Consider the following 19084-nt stretch of genomic DNA (forward strand, 5'->3'; position numbering starts at 1 on the left):
GCTTGCTGCGACTGCGGGATTACTTCAACCAGCCTTTGCGCTGTGCGTCCTGCAGGTGTTGCAGCAGGTGTTTCCACAGCTCCGGGTGGACTTCAGCGATCATCGCGTTGCGCGACAGCACCTGTTCGAGGCTGATGCCGTTCTCGACCCAGCTTTGGCCTTCGTTATGCAGATTCATCAGCATCGGCATGGTGCGGTCCAGCACCAGCGCAAAGCGCGCATCGGCGCTTTCGCCATCTTCATACTCCTGCCATAAAGCGGTGAAATACTCGCGTTGTGCCGCAGGCAGCATGCCAAACAGCCTACGTGCCGCCGCCACTTCTTGATCGTGGATTGCCGCACGCGCCGCCAGATCGTAAACCAGCACGTCACCGGCATCGATTTCCACGATGTCATGCAGCAGCGCCATCTGGATCACCCGCTGGATATCCACGCCTTCACCGGCGTACTCAGCCAAGCTGAGAGCGGCAATGGCAAAGTGCCAACTGTGCTCGGCGGAGTTTTCCTGGCGCTGGATGCCGAGAACCTTGGTGCGGCGTTGCACGCTTTTCAACTTGTCGATTTCCATCAGGAACTGGACGACCTGGGTCATGGAGCCGAAATCTAACGCGGGTACAGCGGATGACATGGTGTAAACCTCAAGGTAGATGGGTGAAGCCCGTCGATTGTAGACCAGCGGGCAGGGGATTTCGATGTTTGTGGCGTTACACGTGTTCACAGTTTTATTTTAGCGTACACGTGTACACTGGAATTGTTCTCAGTTAAGCTGGGTTGCGGTAATTTCGAACAATATTGGCCGTTTGAGGGTTTGTGATTTATGGGAAATACGGGCGTAGTGATGAAAGCCGAGAACGATAAAAATACCGCTACGGCGTATCCGTGGGCGGAAGAAATAGCCAATAGCATCAGCCACGGTATCGGGTTGGTGTTCGGTATTGTCGGGCTGGTGTTGCTGCTGGTGCAGGCGGTGGATACCGGTGCGGATATGACGGCCATCGCCAGCTACACGCTTTATGGCGGCAGCATGATCCTGCTGTATCTTGCCTCCACTCTGTACCACGCCATTCCGCATCAGAAAGCCAAGCACTGGCTGAAAAAGTTTGACCACTGCGCCATTTACCTCTTGATTGCCGGCACCTATACGCCGTTTCTGCTGGTCGGTCTGAACTCACCGCTGGCCAAAGGGCTGATGGCGGTTATCTGGGGGCTGGCGCTGCTGGGGGTATTGTTCAAACTGGCGTTCGCTCATCGCTTCGAGGCGTTGTCGTTGGTGACCTATCTGACGATGGGCTGGCTGTCATTGATCGTGATTTATCAGTTGGCGACTCGCCTGGCGATCGGCGGCGTAACCTTGCTGGCGGTAGGCGGCGTGGTTTATACCCTGGGGGTGATTTTTTACGCGTCCAAACGGTTCCGCTTCGGCCATGCTATCTGGCACGGTTTCGTGCTCGGCGGCAGCCTGTGCCACTTTATGGCGATTTATCTGTACGTTTAAGTATCGACCCCGCATGTGTTAATGCCATATTGAACACGCGTTTCTTTTAGGCTAAAAAGGGAGCGCTTGTTTCTTACGGGTATCCAGCAAGCCCCTTTCCCATTCCTGAGCCCGCACGCTTGCACCTTCGGTGCACTTATTACTTTTTCAGGAATCATCACTATGATCGTTAGGTTATCTAAAACGCTGCTGGTATGCGCTATGGCGCTGTTTGCTACCCTGGTTGCCTTTGGCAATATGACGGATTACGGCTCTAACTTCGCTTTTGTGCGCCATGTTTTTATGATGGACACGATTTTCCCCGATGCGACCATCGCTTACCGCTCGATACAAACTCCCTGGCTGCATCACGCAGGTTATATTGTCATTATTTTGCTGGAAAGCCTGACCGCCTTGCTGTGTTGGATCGGCGGCCTGCGTTTGTTGCGGGGCCTGAAACTGCCGTCGCAAGCGTTTAACGGCCGTAAAAAGCTGGCGGTAGCCGGCCTGACGCTCGGGTTCCTGACGTGGCAGGTTGGGTTTATGTCGATTGGCGGAGAGTGGTTCGGTATGTGGATGTCGAAACAGTGGAACGGCGTGCCTGATGCCTTTCGTTTCTTTGTAACCCTTCTTTTAGTCCTGATCTATCTGGTTCAGCGTGACGGAGAGTTGGACGAAGAGTGAGGAGTGTAGGGCGCAACAAGTTGCGCCCTACACATGATCCTTATACGTCCAGCGAATACGGCAAGGGTTTGATCGTCAACTGACTGGCTGCATCGTCACGTACCCGCAGCTTGCTGTCAGCATCCAAATCGTTGTTCAACACCGCCTGCACCCAAAGCCGGCCATCGGCCAGTTTGCCGGCGGCCAGCACCGTGCCGGTCCGGCGCCAGTTGTCGCCTAACTGCAGTTCGAGATCCTCAGCGGCCAGCGGCACCCGCCCGGCTTTGCCTTCCAGCCAGTACAGCGCACGCTTGTTGGCACCGCGGAACTTGGCTCGAGCTACCATCTCCTGGCCGGTATAGCAGCCTTTACTGAAGCTGATGCCCTCCAGCGCCTGCAGGTTGGTGGCCTGCGGAATCAACTGCGCGCTGTTGGCTGCGTCAATCACCGGATAACCGGCTTCGATATCCAGCGTCAGCCATTGTTGGCTGTCGTTCAGCTCTGCCTGCTCGTTCAGCTTGCCGACTAATTGTTCGGCCACGGCGGCAGTGGTCACCAGCAGAAAACGTTCCGCCGGCAGGGAGAAATGCAGCAGGGTGGTTTCACCCTCTTGTACCACCTGATGCTCGGCATCCGGCAGGTTGTTGAATACCCCCGCCAACGCTGCGCGCGCCTGAAAACCGGCTACGCCCAACAGCACCGCTTCGTTATCGGCGGCAATGGTGAGTTTGGAAAACACCGCGTATTTCTTGATTTCCGCCAGTTGGCTGTCCAACACGCTGCGGCGTTCCAGATAGGCGAAGCCTTCTCCGCGGTGGAACAGACGCAGGTTGCTCCACATTTTGCCCTTGGCGTCGCAGTGGCCGCACAGCACGTGACGATCGTTCGCCAGCGCTTCGATGTCGGCAGTCACCTGGCCCTGGAGGTATTTTACCGTGTCCGGGCCGCTCAGCGTCACCAGCGCCCAATCTTCCAGAGAGATTAGGGTCAGGGGCAAATGCGAGGAGGCGGAAGGCTGACGGGGTGGAAATGGAATTTTATACGCCATAGTAAGATCCTGCTTAACGTTTAGCTTACCTGAAGGTGTGTTGGCCCCATGGTAAAAGAGGCGGCGGGCTTTGCAAACTGTTATTCACGCTTGCATCCCCGGCAGCGCTTTTTTTGACATTTAGCGCTTTATTCCACTTTACGCAGAGAACGTCCTTCCCGGCGAGTATGTCAAATTGTTACTCTATGGGCTTACGGCCAAAGGTACCCCTTGCAGACAGATCTTTGGCCGATGGAATTATATCGCGCAGGCGTTGCCATACAGTGTGTCGGTTGAACCCTGCGATGGCTTTTGCCACGCCGAAAAGAGGTTAGTCATAACAACATGGATATTAATAATAGAGCACGTATTCACTGGGCCTGCCGCCGTGGTATGCGCGAACTGGACATCTCAATCATGCCGTTCTTCGAGTATGAGTACGACCAGTTGAATGACATAGACAAAGCCCTGTTTATCCGGCTGCTTGAGAACGACGATCCCGATCTGTTCAACTGGCTGATGAATCATGGCGCTCCGCAAGACAGTGAACTGCAGAGAATGGTGACACTGATCCAAACGCGAAATAAAGACCGTGGCCCAGTGGCGATGTAATGTCCGCATTTCCTGGCGCACCCAGTTACTCTCGCTGCTGACCCATGGCGTCCTGATCCTGCTGATCCTGATTGCGCCCTGGCCGGAAGGCTACGGCCCGATCTGGCTGGTGCTGCTGACGCTGGTGGTGTTTGAATGCATTCGCAGCCAAAAGCGTATTGCGTCACGGCAGGGTGAATTGCGCCTGCTGACGAATAAACGTATGGGCTGGCACGGGCAGGAATGGCTGCTGGTAAAACAACCCTGGATGCCGCGTTACGGCATTCTGCTGACGCTACAGCCGACGCAGGGCAAAAAGCGCCGCCGACTGTGGCTGGCCTCCGACAGTATGGGCCGAGCCGAATGGCGGCATCTGCGCCAGCTGTTGCAGTACCCGTCGGCCGATGATGACGAGGAACCCTGATGAAGCCGACGCTTTGGCTGGTGGAAGATGAGCCCAGCATTGCCGATACGCTGATTTATACCCTGGAGAGCGAAGGCTTTCAGGTACGCTGGTTCGAACGCGGCGAGCCGGCATTGCAGGCGTTGGCGCAAGGAGCGCCCGCGCTGGTTATCCTCGATGTCGGCTTGCCGGACATCAACGGTTTTGAACTGTGCCGCCGTTTGTTGTCGCAGTCGGCGGATTTGCCCATTCTGTTTCTCACCGCCCGCAGCGACGAAGTCGATCGCCTGATAGGGCTGGAGATCGGTGCCGACGATTACGTTGCCAAACCTTTTTCTCCTCGCGAAGTCAGCGCCCGCGTGCGTACCATTCTGCGGCGCCTGCAAAAACAGCAGCGTCTGCAACAGCCCGCACTGTACACCTTTGGTCCTTTTGGCCTGGATGAACCTGCGGCGACCATTTATTACCATCAGCGGCCGCTGCCGCTGACCCGCTACGAATTTCTGCTGTTGAAAACGCTGCTGCTGGCACCCGGCCGGGTGTTTTCACGCCAGCAACTGATGGACAGCGTTTGGGCGCAGGCGGAAGAGAGCCTGGATCGTACCGTCGACACTCACATCAAAACGCTGCGCGCCAAGCTGCGTGCGATCGATCCCGCTGAACCGCCTATTCACACCCATCGCGGTATGGGGTACAGCGTGAGCCGCCAGTCATGAGAATCGGCCTGCGCCTGTTGCTGGGGTATTTCCTGATTGTGGCGGTGGCGGGCTATTTCGTGCTGAGCATTTTCGTACAAGAAGTGAAACCCGGCGTGCGGCGTGCGACCGAAGGCATGCTGGTCGACACCGCCAATCTGCTGGCGCAAATAGCGCGTCTGGACATGCAGCGCGACGACGTGGCGCACGGGCAGCTCGCACAAGCATTCACCCAGCTTAATCAACGGCCGATTGGTGCCAATATTGCCGGTATCCGCAAGGATCGCAGCGAATATCACGTGTATCTCACCGATGCGCGCGGTACGGTTATTTTTGACTCCGCGGGCCAGGCGGTCGGGCAGAACTACTCACGCTGGAATGACGTTTATCTGACGCTGCGCGGTCAATATGGCGCGCGCAGTACGCGCAGCAATCCGCAGGATGAAAACAGCTCGGTGATGTACGTCGCCGCGCCGGTGCTGGAACAGGGCAAGATTATTGGCGTGCTCAGCGCAGGCAAACCGAACAGCGCCATGGTGCCAGTGATCAAGCGCAGCGAGCGGCGGATCCTGTGGGCGGGTGCGTTGCTGCTGGGTATTGCATTGCTGATCGGGCTGGGCTTTGTCTGGTGGATCAACCGCTCGATTGGCCGGCTGGTGCGCTATGCCGACGGCGTCTCGCAGGGTGAAAGCGTGCCGTTGCCAACAATGGGCAGTCACGAGCTGACGCAATTGGCGCAAGCGTTGGAAAGCATGCGGATGAAGTTGGAAGGTAAAGCTTATATCGAACAGTACGTGCATACCTTGACCCACGAACTGAAAAGCCCGCTGGCGGCGATCCGCGGTGCGGCCGAGCTGCTGCAGGAACTGCCGCCACCGGCGACGGCACGGCGATTTTTGACCAATATCGAACAACAAAGCGCCCGTATTCAGCAACTGGTGGACAAGCTGCTGGTGCAGGCGCGCCTCGAGAGCCGGCCCGGCCTTGAATTGGCATCGCTGGCAGTGGCGACGTTGGTGCGCCAGGCGGTGGCGGGCAAAGAGGCTCAGGCGGCGCAGCGCGGCGTTGTGTTGCAGGTGGATGAGCTGGAAGCGATCACGCTGACCGGCGATGGACTGCTGATTAGCCAGGCCTTGACCAATCTGCTCGACAACGCGCTGGATTTCACCCCGCCGGGCGGTGCCGTCAGCGTGTGCGGCGAACGCCGGGAGAGTCATTACCTCATCACCGTCAGCGACAACGGCAGCGGTATCCCGCATTACGCGCTGGACAAAGTGTTTGAGCGTTTCTATTCGCTGGCGCGGGCCGATAAACCCAAAAGCAGCGGACTGGGCCTGAACTTTGTGCAGGAAGTGGCGCGATTGCACCGGGGCGGCATTCAGTTGTACAACCGCCAACCGTGCGGTGTGGTAGCCGTTTTCACTTTATCGCTCTGACTTCACAGTCCCTTCACATCACCACATCCTGTTTTCACTTGCCGGTTTTATTGTGGCGCCACTACCTACAAGGAGCGCGCAGCGATGATGAAATCGGTACTGTTTTGGAAAATAACCACTCTGCTGGGATTGATGATTTTAATGATTATCCCGGTGACGCAATTGATGAACGTGATTGAGGAGCGCAGCGGCTATCGCCAGAGCGTGGTTGGGCAGGTAAGCGAAAGCACCAGCCGGGCGCAGCGCATTTTGGGGCCGTTGATTGTCATCCCTTATATCGAGCGGGAAGAGAAGAAGGACGACAAGGGGCAACCGGTAGTGCAGAGAGTGAGGCATTATCGTTATCTGCTGCCGGAGAGTTTACAGGTTAGCGGCAAGCCGAACGTAGAGGTGCGCAAGCTGGGTATCTATCAAACCCAGGTATATCAGGGGCCGTTAAAGTTCCAGGTGAAATTCGGTCAGCCGGATTTGGCTGATTTGCAGCGCAGCAACGTGACCCTTGAGCAGCCTTACCTGCTGGTTGCGCTCAGCGATTCGCGTGGCATCAAGAGTATTTCGCCGCTTGCCAGCGCCCAGCCGCCAACCACCTTTGAACCGGGTACGCGAGTGGATGCACTGCCGCAAGGCATTCATGCGCCGCTACAGCTTGCCGCGTTGCAAAAAGAGGGACTGGATGCCGATTTTACCCTGACGTTGGCGGGCACCAGCAGCTTGTCCCTGGTGCCGCTTGGCCGCAGCAGCGAATTGACGCTGCAAAGCAACTGGCCGCACCCTAATTTCCTCGGTAACTTCCTGCCGGATGAGCGCAAGGTGACGGAGAAAGGCTTTAGCGCCCGCTGGCGCAGCACCTGGTTCGCCAATAACATTAACAGTGCGTTTCATTATGACGATGGGATCATTGACGAAGACAAGCTGCCGGCCTTCAGCGCCAGCCTGATTGAACCTGTAGATCACTATCAACTGACCGAACGTGCGGTGAAATATGCGGTGCTGTTTATCGGACTGACATTTATGGCGTTCTTCCTGTTCGAAACCCTGACAGGCTTGCGGGTACATCCGATCCAGTATCTGCTGGTCGGTGCCGCGCTGGTGCTGTTCTACCTGATCCTGCTGGCGTTCTCCGAACATTTCGGTTTCGCCACCGCCTACCTGTTGGCCAGCGTGGCCTGCAGCGGCCTGATCGCCTTTTATCTCAGCGCGGTGCTGCGCGGCAAGCGGCGCGGGGCGATGTTCGCCGGCAGCCTGCTGATGCTTTATGGCGTGTTGTACCTGTTGTTGCAGTCCGAAGACAATGCGCTGGTGCTGGGGGCAGGGCTGTTGTTCGCCATTCTGGCGGGGATAATGCTGTTGACGCGCAAGCTGGACTGGTATCAGGTGGCCGACCCGGCGCGGTTGAGCGGCGAAACGCCGACCGGTGACGGCGAAAACCGCTTCCGGTTGTGGAAATAAGCAGAGGCGTTGGGCGCGGCAATCGCGCCCATTGGCATTACAGCAGCGGTTCCATCTCCAACAGGATCTGTTCGCACCATTGTTGCAGACGGTCTTCGCTCATGTCGTATTGGTTCACTTCATCCAGCGCCAGACCGACGAAGTGTTTGCCATCGGCACTCAGCGGTTTCGGGCTGGTGAATTCAAAGCCTTCAATGGGCCAGAAGCCGATAAACTGTACGCCGAGCGGGGCGATGTGATCGTGCAACATGCCGAGCGCATCGAGGAACCATTCGCCGTAGCCGAGCTGATCGCCCATGCCGTACATGGCGACAATTTTCCCCTTCAGATCCAGCGTCGCCAGTTGCGGCCAAATCGCTTCCCAGTCTTCCTGCAATTCGCCGAAATCCCAGGTAGGAATGCCGAGGATCAGGATGGAATATTCTTCCATCAGTTGCGGGGAGACGTCTTTCAGGTTGTGCAGGTCGACCAGGTCTTCGCCCAGAATCTCACGGATTTTTTCTGCCGCCATCTCGGTGTAGCAGGTGCTGGAGCCGTAAAACAGACCAATCTTCATTTTTAAACCGTTATGTTACCGTTCGTGGAATGGCATCGAGTGTACCAGATTTGCGTCGGCTTAAGGCATAATGGCGCAGGTGGAAAGCTAACAAAGAGAGGACCGCGTGCAACAGCAAGAGAGTGCGCTGATTGAGCAATTCCTGGATGCGCTGTGGCTCGAACGCAATCTGGCAGAAAATACGCTGGCCTCTTACCGGCTGGATCTGCAGGCGCTGAACGCCTGGCTGAACCATCAAAATACCTCGCTGTTACAGGCGCAGGCGCTGGATCTGCAGGCGTTTCTCGCCGAACGGGTGGAGGGGGGCTACAAAGCGACCAGCTCTGCGCGTTTGCTGAGCGCCATGCGCCGCCTGTTCCAGTATCTGTACCGTGAAAAGCTGCGGGAAGACGATCCCACCGCGCTGCTCGCCTCGCCGAAGTTGCCGCAGCGGCTGCCAAAAGATTTGAGCGAAGCGCAGGTCGATGCCTTGTTGCAGGCACCGTGCGTCGATCAGCCGCTGGAACTGCGAGACAAGGCGATGCTGGAGGTGCTGTACGCCACCGGCCTGCGAGTATCCGAACTGGTCGGGTTGACCATTAGCGACGTCAGTCTGCGCCAGGGCGTGGTGCGGGTGATCGGTAAAGGCAACAAGGAACGGCTGGTGCCGCTGGGCGAGGAGGCGGTGTACTGGATCGAAAATTATCTGGAGCACGGCCGCCCGTGGATGGTCGATGGGCAGGCGCTGGATGTGCTGTTTCCAAGCAACCGCTGCCAGCAGATGACCCGACAGACGTTCTGGCATCGCATCAAACACTATGCGATCCTAGCGGGTATTGATAGCGAGAGGCTGTCACCGCACGTGTTGCGCCACGCGTTTGCCACCCATTTGCTGAACCATGGGGCCGATCTCCGTGTCGTACAGATGTTATTGGGGCACAGCGACCTCTCTACCACACAAATTTACACGCATGTAGCGACCGAACGACTTAAACAGCTACATCAACAGCATCACCCGCGTGCCTGACACGCCGGGTTCAAAAGGATTGGAAGAATGAAAAAAGGTTTAATGCTGCTCTCTCTGCTGGTGGCTTCGGTGACCGGTACGGCCCAGGCCGACGATGCAGCAATCAAAAAAGCGCTCGGTAGCCTGGGCATTCAGCAGGCGGAAGTACAGCCCTCACCGGTTAGCGGCCTGAAAACCGTGCTGACCGATAACGGCGCGCTGTATGTCACCGAAGACGGCAAACACATTCTGCAAGGCCCGCTGTACGACGTCAGCGGCAAAGAGCCGGTGAACGTCACCAACCAACTGCTGAACACCAAACTCGAAGCGCTGAAAGATCAGATGATCGTCTACAAGGCGCCAAAAGAAAAACACGTGATCACCGTGTTTACCGACATCACCTGCGGCTATTGCCACAAGCTGCACCAGCAGATGAAAGAGTATAACGATCTGGGCATTACCGTCCGCTATCTGGCGTTCCCGCGCCAGGGGTTGAATTCCCAGGCCGAGAAAGACATGCAGTCAATCTGGTGTACCGCCGATAAAGCCAAGGCATTCGATTCCGCGTTGAAAGGCGATGCGGTGTCCCCGGCGACCTGTAAAACCGACATCAGCAAACACTATGCGCTCGGCGTGCAGTTCGGCATTCAGGGCACTCCGGCCATCATTCTGCAAAACGGTATGATGATCCCGGGTTATCAGGGGCCGAAAGAGATGGCCGCCATGCTGGATGCGCATCAGACCGCAACCCAAACCGGTGGTTAATCGCCGGTGAGCATCAAAACGCAATTACGCCGCCGAGCGGCGACGGACGACAGCCATCTGCCCGCCAGCCTGCATCCGCTGCTGCGCCGTTTATACGCGCTGCGCGGCGTTAAGGCCGAGAGGGAACTGGAGCGCAGCGTCAAAGGTTTGCTGCCCTGGCAGCAGTTGGATGGCATCGATACCGCTGTGGGCATTCTGCAACAGGCGCTGGCCGAACATCGCCGTATCATGGTGGTGGGGGATTTTGACGCCGACGGTGCCACCAGTACCGCGTTGACGGTGCTGGCGCTGCGCAGCATGGGTGGCAGTGCGGTCGATTATCTGGTGCCGAACCGTTTCGAGGACGGCTATGGCCTGAGTCCGGAAGTGGTCGAGCAGGCGGCGGCGCGCGGTGCGGAATTGATTCTGACCGTGGATAACGGCATCTCTTCTCACGCGGGCGTTGACGTGGCGCACGCCAAGGGCATGCAGGTACTGGTTACCGACCACCACCTGCCGGGGGAAACCTTGCCGGCGGCGGAGGCGATCGTCAACCCGAACCTGCGCGGCTGCGAGTTCCCGTCAAAATCCCTGGCCGGCGTTGGCGTGGCTTTCTATCTGATGCTGGCGTTGCGTGCCCGGCTGCGTGACAGTGGCTGGTTTGAACAACGTGCGTTGGCGATGCCGAATCTGGCTGAACTGTTGGATCTGGTGGCACTGGGTACGGTTGCCGATGTGGTGCCGCTCGACGCCAACAACCGCATTATGGTGTACCAGGGTCTGAATCGCATTCGCGCCGGCAAATGTCGGCCAGGCATTCGTGCATTGTTGGAAGTGGCCAATCGCGATGCACGTCAGCTGGCGGCCAACGATCTTGGCTTTGCGCTGGGGCCGCGGCTCAATGCCGCCGGGCGGCTGGACGACATGTCGATTGGCGTGGCGCTGTTGCTCAGCGATGACATTGCGCAGGCGCGCATGTTGGCTAACGATCTCGATGCGCTTAACCTGACACGGCGTGAAATTGAGCAGGGTATGCAGGTTGAAGCCCTGCAGCTGTGCGAGCAGCTCGAACGCAGCAGCACCGCTTTGCCGTATGGGCTGGCGATGTATCACCCTGAATGGCATCAGGGCGTGGTGGGCATTTTGGCTTCGCGCATCAAAGAACGTTTCCACCGCCCGGTGATTGCATTTGCGCCGGCGGGCGAGGGCATTCTGAAAGGCTCCGGGCGTTCGGTGGCCGGCTTGCACATGCGTGATGCGCTGGAGCGGTTGGATACGCTGAATCCGGGCTTGATGATGAAGTTCGGCGGCCACGCAATGGCGGCCGGGTTGTCGCTGGAAGAGGCCAAATTCGACGAATTCCGTCAGCGTTTTGGCGATTTGGTGGGGGAATGGCTCGATCCGGCGATGCTGGAAGGGGTGATTTGGTCCGACGGAGAACTGGCGATGCAAGAGCTTTCGCTGGAAACGGCGGAGCTGTTGCGCGAGGGCGGGCCGTGGGGACAAGCGTTCCCTGAACCGACTTTCGACGGTAAGTTCCGCATCCTGCAACAGCGACTGGTGGGCGAGAAACACCTGAAGTTGATGGTGGAACCCCTCACTGGCGGCCCACTGCTCGACGGCATCGCCTTCAATGTGGACACCACCCTGTGGCCCGACAGCAGCGTACGTGAAGTTGAGTTGGCTTATAAGCTCGACGTCAATGAGTTCCGCGGTAATCGCAACGTACAGTTATTGATTCAGCACCTCTGGCCGCGTTGATTTTTCCTGAACGGGTGCGGTGATGCCGCGCCCGATTCGGATACACATCCCTCCCCCCACAAAAACTGACCAACTCGCTATAAACTGACGCCCGGATCCGATAGAATTGCCGGTTCTAATGGCATTTCGCCATCGACGACATCAACGAAAAAGAACGCTAAAAACCATGTTTGAAATTAATCCGGTAAAAAACCGAATTCAGGACCTGTCCGAGCGGACTGCCGTTCTTAGGGGGTATCTTTGACTATGATGCCAAGAAAGAACGCCTAGAAGAAGTCAACGCCGAGCTGGAACAGCCTGACGTGTGGAACGACCCCGAGCGCGCACAGGCGCTGGGTAAAGAGCGTGCGGCGCTTGAAGCCATCGTGGAAACCATCGATCAGCTGGAACAGGGCGGCGAAGACGTCACCGGCTTGCTGGAGCTGGCGGTTGAAGCCGACGATGAAGAAACCTTTAACGAAGCCGTAGCCGAACTCGATCAACTGTCTGCCAAGCTGGAACAATTAGAGTTCCGCCGCATGTTCTCCGGTGAATATGACAGCGCGGATTGCTATCTGGACATCCAGGCAGGCTCCGGCGGCACCGAAGCACAGGACTGGGCCAGCATGCTGTTGCGCATGTACCTGCGCTGGGCTGAATCCAAGGGCTTCAAAACGGAAGTGATCGAAGAGTCCGACGGCGACGTCGCGGGGCTGAAATCCGCCACCATCAAGATTATCGGCGACTATGCGTTCGGCTGGTTGCGCACTGAAACCGGCGTGCATCGCCTGGTGCGCAAGAGCCCGTTCGACTCCGGCGGCCGCCGTCATACCTCGTTTAGCTCGGTGTTTATCTATCCGGAAGTGGATGACGATATCGATATCGACATCAACCCGGCAGATCTGCGTATTGACGTTTACCGCGCCTCCGGTGCGGGCGGTCAGCACGTAAACAAAACCGAGTCGGCGGTACGTATTACCCACTTGCCGACCAACATTGTGGTGCAGTGCCAGAACGACCGTTCTCAGCATAAGAACAAGGATCAAGCGTTTAAACAGCTGCGAGCCAAGCTGTACGAGTTTGAGATGCAAAAGAAAAATGCTGATAAACAGCAGATGGAAGACAACAAGTCCGACATCGGCTGGGGCAGCCAAATCCGTTCTTACGTGCTGGATGATTCCCGCATCAAGGATTTGCGCACCAACGTTGAAACGCGTAACACGCAGGCCGTATTAGATGGCGACCTGGATAAATTCATTGAGGCAAGTTTGAAAGCCGGGTTATGAGGAACAGAAATGTCTGAGCAACAACCACAGGGCGCCGATCAGGCGTTGGAACTCAATAATGAGTTGCAGTCACGCCGTGAGAAACTGGCCGGGCTGCGCGAGAACGGCATTGCGTTCCCGAATGATTTTCGTCGCGACACCACGTCCGATAAACTGCACGCTGCGTACGGCGAAAAAGATAACGAAGAGCTGGAAGCGTTGGGCGTAGAAGTTACCGTTGCCGGCCGCATGATGACCCGCCGTATTATGGGTAAAGCGTCATTCGTGACGCTGCAGGACGTCGGTGGCCGTATCCAGCTGTACGTTGCGCGCGACGATCTGGCGGAAGGCATTTATAACGAGCAGTTCAAGAAGTGGGACCTGGGCGATATCCTTGGCGCTCGCGGCAAGCTGTTCAAAACCAAGACCGGCGAGCTGTCTATTCACTGTACCGAACTGCGCCTGCTGACCAAGGCCCTGCGCCCGTTGCCGGACAAGTTCCACGGTCTGGCCGATCAGGAAACCCGTTATCGCCAGCGTTATCTGGACCTGATCGCCAACGATGAATCGCGCAACACCTTCAAGGTGCGCTCTCAGGTGATGGCGGGGATCCGCAACTTCATGGTGGAACGCGGCTTCATGGAAGTCGAAACCCCAATGATGCAGGTGATCCCGGGCGGCGCTTCTGCGCGTCCGTTTGTTACTCATCACAATGCGCTGGACATCGATATGTACCTGCGTATTGCCCCGGAGCTGTACCTGAAGCGTCTGGTCGTAGGCGGCTTCGAGCGGGTATTCGAAATCAACCGTAACTTCCGTAACGAAGGCGTTTCTCCGCGTCATAATCCAGAGTTCACCATGATGGAACTCTATATGGCCTACGCGGATTACAAAGACCTCATCGAGCTGACCGAATCGCTGTTCCGCACCCTGACTCAGGACGTGCTGGGCAAAACTCAGGTGCAGTACGGTGATGAAGTGTTCGACTTCGGCAAGCCGTTCGAAAAGCTGACCATGACCGAGGCGATCAAAAAATACCGTCCGGAAACCGATTTGGCCGATTTGGCCGATATGAGCAAGGCGGTGGCTATCGCTGAATCTCTCGGTATCAAGATTGAGAAGAGCTGGGGCCTGGGTCGCGTTGTGACCGAGATTTTCGAAGAAGTGGCGGAAAGCCATCTGATTCAGCCGACCTTCATCACCGAATACCCGGCGGAAGTGTCCCCGCTGGCGCGCCGTAATGATGAGAACCCGGAAATCACCGACCGTTTCGAGTTCTTCATTGGCGGCCGTGAAATCGGTAATGGCTTCTCCGAGCTGAACGACGCGGAAGATCAGGCGCAGCGCTTTGCTGACCAGGTGAATGCGAAAGACGCAGGCGATGACGAAGCGATGTTCTATGACGAAGACTACGTCACTGCGCTCGAGCACGGCCTGCCGCCGACGGCAGGTTTGGGGATCGGTATCGATCGCATGGTCATGCTGTTCACCAACAGCCATACTATTCGCGATGTGATTCTGTTCCCGGCGATGCGCCCGCAGAAATAATCTTTTGTGAAGTGAACATCAACCGGTGTGGGCGACTGCGCCGGTTTTTTTTCGCTTGTTGGAGGGAAAAGGGGGCCGATGCGGCTAACTGCTTAAAACATCGGCAGTTACGCGCTATCTCCGCTTGCCCGACGTGGATAACCGGTTATAATGCCAGTCGCACACCGATGCGGGTGTAGTTCAATGGTAGAACGGCAGCTTCCCAAGCTGCATACGAGGGTTCGATTCCCTTCACCCGCTCCAATCCTTCCTATTAGTATCTTCTCTTAATAAATCAGAAAACACTAATAATCGGTTGAGTGTTCAGATACCTACAAAGGTATCACAAGGAATTACCCATCCAAACCTGGCCCTGACCCAAAATCCTGCTCCATTCAGAAACAGAATCCCGGCATGACAAATACTTCCCCGAACTGAAGTTGTGCCGATGAAAAAGGCGCAACTCACCGAAGAACAGATTGCCTTTGCCCTGAAGCAGGCCGGGCTGGGTACACCGGTACCGGAAGCTGGCTATCTCCGATGCTACCTTTACGAATGGCGTAAGAAATACGGTGGGGTTTATATCGTGATACTCATTAATTATAAAAGTAAGGCAGGGTAACAAATAAATGTCACCCTGTTATTTTATGGTATCAGTTAACTTTATAAATCCCGGCATGCCATGGTGTTAGAACGATCATGGTGTCATTTTTTCTTGTTGTGTGTTGGCTGCTGCTTTCTATAATGGCCGTATCAATAGAAAGGTTTTTGGGCAGCGAATAGCGAATTGTTTTTTCTTTAAAATTAATGATCACGAGATATTTTTCCGTGCCAAGAGTTCGGGTGTAGGCGTAGACAGATTCATTTTCAGGATCCAGATCCCTGTAGGTTCCATAGGTCAGGGTAGGTATATCATGACGAATCTTGATCAATTGACGGTAATAATTAAATATCGAGTTCGGATCGTTGACCTGGCTTGCTGCATTGATTGCCGTGTAGTTAGGGTTGATCTTGAACCATGGCGTTCCGGCCGTGAAGCCTGCATTTTTGCCGGCATCCCATTGGAATGGCGTCCGGTTGTTATCTCGACTGGTCTGGCGCACGTTGTGCAAGAACTCATCGGCCGTCACCTTGCCTGTCTTAACGTAGTCATGCCAAAAACCTTTCACTTCAATATCCTCAAAATCATCCATTTTTTTAAATGGATAGTTGGTCATACCCAGCTCTGAGCCTTGGTAAATGAAAGGAGTGGCCCGTTGGGTCAGGATCAGGGTTGCAAGCGCTTTAGCTGAGGCTACACGCCATTGCGGGCGATCATCACCAAAGTGAGATAAAGCTCGGGGATAGTCGTGGTTATCCAGGAAGAAGGCATTCCAGCCATATTTACCGGCGGTGTGGTCAACCTTGTCGATCGTTTGGCGGAATTGCGCGAGGTTCCAGTCTTTTCGGCGCCATCTTTCATCAACGTAACGATCGAGCCTGAGCAGATCAAACGTAAAGGCAATATTGAGTTCATTGCGTCGGCTATCGACGAAATTAATCGATTGCTCCAGAGGGACGCCAAAAATTTCCCCTGCGGTAGCAACGTCGTAATGAGACAAAACCTCTCTATTCATTTCATTGACGTAACGATGAATGTTAGGGCCCTTAGTGTATTCTTCCGCAAAGTTCGCTACCCGCTGCTGAGGAAGGTCCGGGAAACCCGGAATTTTCGAATAGGTGGCAACGGTATCGAAACGCAGACCAGAAACCCCTTTATCTAGCCAGAAGCGCAGCATGTCATACAGTTCCTGGCGAACTTTTGGGTTATCCCAATTGAGATCTGGCTGTTGCCTGGAAAAATAGTGAAGGTAGTATTGGTTGGTCTTGTCATCTTTTTGCCAAGCTGAGCCGCCAAAGAAGGAGGGGTAATTATTGGGAGCCTGGCCGTCTTTGCCATCACGCCAGAAATAATAGTTGCGGTAAGGGCTGTCCTTACTGCTTTTACTCTGAACAAACCAAGGGTGTTGATCACTGGTATGGTTGATAACGACGTCAATCATCAAACGCATGTTGCGTTTTTTCATTTCGGCAATCAGACGATCGAAATCTTCCATTGTGCCGTATTCTTTCATGATATTGCGGTAATCACGAATGTCGTAACCGTTATCTACATTCGGCGAGTCGTAATGCGGATTTATCCAGATGGCATCAATCCCCAATGTTTTTAGATAGTCTAACTTCTCAATGATACCGTTAATATCACCGATACCATCTCCATTGGTGTCTTTGAACGAGCGCGGATATACCTGATAAAAAACGGCCTGCTTCCACCATGTGGGGAGAGTGTCCGATTGTTGAACAATCTCTTCGGGAGCCTTGGCTTGTGTGGCACCGTAGGCCTGATAACATTTAGCTGAAAAAGAGGTTGCAAGAAAAATGGCTATAGCTGTGCTCAATCCATAACGGGACATTACATTATTCTCCAGGTTTTAATTTTGAAAAACTAAAATCCCTCGTAGGCCATTAATATCAATGGTATATGGGTTCTCTCTGAAATAATTACGGCAATTTATTATTCCAGAGAGTGGGATAAGAAGCTGGATTATTATGTCTGTTAGCAGTCGTATGGTAAAGATTGGAAGCGCGGTGGTTGAGTTATAACGAAGTAATTTAAGAAAATAACGACTTATATAGCGTTTTTGGCTGAATCTAGTTGGTTTTAATGGTTTTTTTTCTTACAAATGCTGTTAATTTTTATCGGTAAATATCCCTTTGGTATGTGTATTTATTTTGAATAATATAGTTTATACAAGAAATGACTACCTGATTAATAATTATAGGGTTTAATCTTTTTTCTCATAGGATGTAAATCACTGAGTGATTTTATTCTCTAATGAAAATGATTTTTGATTGAAGCTTGAATATAAAATACCAGGCTGTTACAGCCAAGGCTTTTATGGTACTACTGCTTCAGATTTAACATTAATGAACTTAATAATTTATTACTGCTTAGGTACTGATTTTAAATGTACACGTTTATCACAGAAAATATTGGGTATGTTACTATTTCCCTGATGATGTATGGATGCTGATTAAGAAACGCAAAAACCCACCATAAGCGGGTTTTTGATCACTAATACTTAACTGCTCAGGCCGTTGCCTTCATCGCTATTGCAAGTTTTAGCGAGGTTATCGGCGATTAAAGCGCGATAACGTTTACAGCAGACGGGCCTTTAGCGCCGCTCTCAACAGAGAACTCCACTTTCTGACCTTCGTCTAAGGTTTTAAAATCGCTGCTCTGGATAGCGGAGAAATGTACGAATACATCTTTGCTGCCATCTTGCGGAGTGATAAAACCGAAGCCTTTATCTGCGTTAAACCATTTTACTAAACCAGTCATTTTAGTAGACATAGATACATCCTTTTTCATTTTTGAGCCACTCATCGTGGCGAACATGGCCTGTTTTGCAGAATTTTACTTATGGGGCACTTAGGAGGAGGCTCATGAAGAAGGGGTATCTAGAGATAACGCTTGAACTGAGGACTGCTTTACTAAAACTGCTTTCATAAGGTCTGTGTTCCAAACCGATGACGCCATAGTAGGCTTGGTTTGATTTATTAAGCAAGGATTAATTTTATTAATGTCATTGGCAGACCAATATCTCCCAAACGCGGTATGATGATTTTATCGTGATTGGCTGGGGAAGGCGTTTTTCATCGAAATGTAGTGGATATATGAAAGATAAAAGCCCTGACCGTTGCAGCCAGGGCTTTTATGGTACTGCTGACTTCAGATTTAACATTAATGAACTTAATAATTTCTTACTGCTAAGGTACTGCTTTAAATGTACACGTTTATCACAGATAATATTGGGTGCTAATACTAACTAAAACCTCCCCTATATTTACCGGTTCACATTATCCGCCAACCTGAATGAATATTCCAAGGTATGGCATCTTAAACAAGTACATCTCCCCTCGCGATATAGACTCTTGATGCGTAGCCTCACTTCAGTTGCGATTTTGTTGCACTATTCTCCTGCACTATCTCGAAAATTAATCGCAAACAAAAAACAATTAAATCATGGCGTTACATCATCGCGTTTTGGTCCACACCCTGCGATTGTAGATACTGACTACGTGGCCTTAAAGCGTCATCAAGCGAGGTTGTCACTTTTTCTCAGCATCGATGCCCATACAAAAAACACTTCGTGGCCTTTATCGCAAAATAAAACTAAATCTACTTGATTAACACTTTAGCTAATAACAGTCAGCTACCATTTCGCTGCTGCTGGTTACTAATCTACGGGGTTTTAACGGAGTGTCAATACTGTTTTTAATGACATGTTTTTAATGACATGTTTTTAAAAACAGTGTTTATATATGCACGCTTTCAAACCTCGCTGAGCACCTATTTTCATCGGCTTACCTTCTTTGGGAGAGATGTCGGCGTTTTTGAGAGGGGCAGGGCGGAAGATTGCGTAATATTACCCTTGTATTAGCTAACCCAAAAATCAAAATATGACCTTGACGGTAAAAAGCCCGAC

General features: G+C 53.7%; 17 protein-coding genes, 1 tRNA gene and 1 pseudogene. 14 read left to right on the forward strand and 5 right to left on the reverse strand.

What is annotated here, in order from left to right:
• Nucleotides 1-19: 19 nt before the first annotated feature.
• Complete coding sequence (locus tag V2S86_RS20540) at nucleotides 20-628, reverse strand: HD domain-containing protein (protein ID WP_330763922.1); 609 nt, start codon at nucleotides 626-628, stop codon at nucleotides 20-22.
• 189 nt (nucleotides 629-817) lie between these two features.
• Here V2S86_RS20540 and trhA point away from each other — a divergent pair, with 189 nt between their 5' ends.
• Nucleotides 818-1495, forward strand: coding sequence for a PAQR family membrane homeostasis protein TrhA (trhA, locus tag V2S86_RS20545; protein WP_330763923.1), 678 nt, complete (start codon nucleotides 818-820; stop codon nucleotides 1493-1495).
• Nucleotides 1496-1657: 162 nt separating this feature from the next.
• The gene (locus tag V2S86_RS20550; RefSeq protein WP_330763924.1) at nucleotides 1658-2158 is read left to right on the forward strand and encodes a DUF2165 family protein; all 501 of its coding nucleotides are present in this window, start codon (nucleotides 1658-1660) and stop codon (nucleotides 2156-2158) included.
• Nucleotides 2159-2198: 40 nt separating this feature from the next.
• On the opposite strand, the gene ygfZ is transcribed toward V2S86_RS20550, so the two are convergent.
• Nucleotides 2199-3185 carry a tRNA-modifying protein YgfZ gene (gene ygfZ / locus V2S86_RS20555; RefSeq protein ID WP_330763925.1) on the reverse strand — a complete coding sequence of 329 codons (987 nt, stop codon included), beginning with the start codon at nucleotides 3183-3185 and terminating at the stop codon, nucleotides 2199-2201.
• A gap of 324 nt (nucleotides 3186-3509) precedes the next feature.
• Here ygfZ and sdhE point away from each other — a divergent pair, with 324 nt between their 5' ends.
• The 5 genes from sdhE (at nucleotide 3510) to creD (ending at nucleotide 7738) form a co-directional block, all read left to right on the forward strand.
• The gene (gene sdhE / locus V2S86_RS20560; protein ID WP_330763926.1) at nucleotides 3510-3776 is read left to right on the forward strand and encodes an FAD assembly factor SdhE; all 267 of its coding nucleotides are present in this window, start codon (nucleotides 3510-3512) and stop codon (nucleotides 3774-3776) included.
• Entirely contained in the window at nucleotides 3757-4179 is a 423-nt protein-coding gene (locus V2S86_RS20565) for a protein YgfX (protein WP_330763927.1), read from the forward strand. Before sdhE ends, V2S86_RS20565 begins: the two co-directional genes overlap by 20 nt.
• A complete protein-coding gene (creB, locus tag V2S86_RS20570; RefSeq protein ID WP_006319417.1) occupies nucleotides 4179-4874 on the forward strand; it encodes a two-component system response regulator CreB in 696 nt (231 codons plus the stop codon). Before V2S86_RS20565 ends, creB begins: the two co-directional genes overlap by 1 nt.
• Entirely contained in the window at nucleotides 4871-6289 is a 1419-nt protein-coding gene (creC, locus tag V2S86_RS20575) for a two-component system sensor histidine kinase CreC (RefSeq protein WP_330763928.1), read from the forward strand. The genes creB and creC overlap by 4 nt, the downstream gene beginning before the upstream one ends.
• 84 nt (nucleotides 6290-6373) lie before the next feature.
• The gene (gene creD, locus V2S86_RS20580; RefSeq protein ID WP_330763929.1) at nucleotides 6374-7738 is read left to right on the forward strand and encodes a cell envelope integrity protein CreD; all 1365 of its coding nucleotides are present in this window, start codon (nucleotides 6374-6376) and stop codon (nucleotides 7736-7738) included.
• A 37-nt stretch (nucleotides 7739-7775) separates the two neighbouring features.
• Here the strand turns inward: creD and fldB are convergent, their stop codons facing one another.
• Complete coding sequence (gene fldB / locus V2S86_RS20585; RefSeq protein WP_330763930.1) at nucleotides 7776-8294, reverse strand: flavodoxin FldB; 519 nt, start codon at nucleotides 8292-8294, stop codon at nucleotides 7776-7778.
• A 106-nt stretch (nucleotides 8295-8400) separates the two neighbouring features.
• Between fldB and xerD the strand changes: the two genes are divergently transcribed.
• The 7 genes and pseudogenes from xerD to V2S86_RS20620 form a co-directional block, all read left to right on the forward strand.
• Nucleotides 8401-9300 (forward strand): site-specific tyrosine recombinase XerD, encoded by a 900-nt coding sequence (gene xerD, locus V2S86_RS20590; protein WP_330763931.1) that lies wholly within the window; start codon nucleotides 8401-8403, stop codon nucleotides 9298-9300.
• A 27-nt stretch (nucleotides 9301-9327) separates the two neighbouring features.
• Nucleotides 9328-10044 carry a bifunctional protein-disulfide isomerase/oxidoreductase DsbC gene (dsbC, locus tag V2S86_RS20595; RefSeq protein WP_330763932.1) on the forward strand — a complete coding sequence of 239 codons (717 nt, stop codon included), beginning with the start codon at nucleotides 9328-9330 and terminating at the stop codon, nucleotides 10042-10044.
• A gap of 6 nt (nucleotides 10045-10050) precedes the next feature.
• Nucleotides 10051-11784 (forward strand): single-stranded-DNA-specific exonuclease RecJ, encoded by a 1734-nt coding sequence (gene recJ, locus V2S86_RS20600; protein ID WP_330763933.1) that lies wholly within the window; start codon nucleotides 10051-10053, stop codon nucleotides 11782-11784.
• A 166-nt stretch (nucleotides 11785-11950) separates the two neighbouring features.
• A protein-coding gene (gene prfB / locus V2S86_RS20605; protein WP_013814375.1) for a peptide chain release factor 2 occupies nucleotides 11951-13049 on the forward strand; the annotation gives its coding sequence in 2 pieces (ribosomal slippage) (nucleotides 11951-12025 and nucleotides 12027-13049; 1098 coding nt in all).
• 9 nt (nucleotides 13050-13058) lie between these two features.
• On the forward strand, nucleotides 13059-14576 hold the full coding sequence (lysS, locus tag V2S86_RS20610; protein WP_330763934.1) for a lysine--tRNA ligase: 1518 nt from the start codon (nucleotides 13059-13061) through the stop codon (nucleotides 14574-14576).
• Between the two features lie 169 nt (nucleotides 14577-14745).
• Nucleotides 14746-14819, forward strand: a tRNA-Gly gene (locus V2S86_RS20615).
• A 184-nt stretch (nucleotides 14820-15003) separates the two neighbouring features.
• Nucleotides 15004-15135: pseudogene (locus V2S86_RS20620) on the forward strand (IS3 family transposase); the annotation flags it as partial.
• A gap of 73 nt (nucleotides 15136-15208) precedes the next feature.
• Here V2S86_RS20620 and V2S86_RS20625 read toward each other — a convergent pair.
• Together V2S86_RS20625 and cspE are read right to left on the reverse strand one after the other, a co-directional pair.
• Entirely contained in the window at nucleotides 15209-17008 is a 1800-nt protein-coding gene (locus V2S86_RS20625) for a glycoside hydrolase family 13 protein (protein ID WP_330763936.1), read from the reverse strand.
• A 728-nt stretch (nucleotides 17009-17736) separates the two neighbouring features.
• On the reverse strand, nucleotides 17737-17949 hold the full coding sequence (gene cspE / locus V2S86_RS20630; protein WP_004952373.1) for a transcription antiterminator/RNA stability regulator CspE: 213 nt from the start codon (nucleotides 17947-17949) through the stop codon (nucleotides 17737-17739).
• Nucleotides 17950-19084: the final 1135 nt, after the last annotated feature.

This window comes from Serratia sp. C2(1), assembly GCF_036352655.1.
GTDB lineage: Bacteria > Pseudomonadota > Gammaproteobacteria > Enterobacterales > Enterobacteriaceae > Serratia > Serratia inhibens.

Bases quoted from the DNA above. Each gene is read 5' to 3' on its own strand.
- creD (WP_330763929.1), top strand. From the start codon at position 6,374: ATGATGAAATCGGTACTGTTTTGGAAAATAACCACTCTGCTGGGATTG.
- ygfZ (WP_330763925.1), bottom strand. From the start codon at position 3,185: ATGGCGTATAAAATTCCATTTCCACCCCGTCAGCCTTCCGCCTCCTCG.
- creC (WP_330763928.1), top strand. From the start codon at position 4,871: ATGAGAATCGGCCTGCGCCTGTTGCTGGGGTATTTCCTGATTGTGGCG.
- creB (WP_006319417.1), top strand. From the start codon at position 4,179: ATGAAGCCGACGCTTTGGCTGGTGGAAGATGAGCCCAGCATTGCCGAT.
- V2S86_RS20540 (WP_330763922.1), bottom strand. From the start codon at position 628: ATGTCATCCGCTGTACCCGCGTTAGATTTCGGCTCCATGACCCAGGTC.
- cspE (WP_004952373.1), bottom strand. From the start codon at position 17,949: ATGTCTACTAAAATGACTGGTTTAGTAAAATGGTTTAACGCAGATAAA.
- dsbC (WP_330763932.1), top strand. From the start codon at position 9,328: ATGAAAAAAGGTTTAATGCTGCTCTCTCTGCTGGTGGCTTCGGTGACC.
- V2S86_RS20550 (WP_330763924.1), top strand. From the start codon at position 1,658: ATGATCGTTAGGTTATCTAAAACGCTGCTGGTATGCGCTATGGCGCTG.
- V2S86_RS20625 (WP_330763936.1), bottom strand. From the start codon at position 17,008: ATGTCCCGTTATGGATTGAGCACAGCTATAGCCATTTTTCTTGCAACC.
- trhA (WP_330763923.1), top strand. From the start codon at position 818: ATGGGAAATACGGGCGTAGTGATGAAAGCCGAGAACGATAAAAATACC.
- fldB (WP_330763930.1), bottom strand. From the start codon at position 8,294: ATGAAGATTGGTCTGTTTTACGGCTCCAGCACCTGCTACACCGAGATG.
- sdhE (WP_330763926.1), top strand. From the start codon at position 3,510: ATGGATATTAATAATAGAGCACGTATTCACTGGGCCTGCCGCCGTGGT.
- lysS (WP_330763934.1), top strand. From the start codon at position 13,059: ATGTCTGAGCAACAACCACAGGGCGCCGATCAGGCGTTGGAACTCAAT.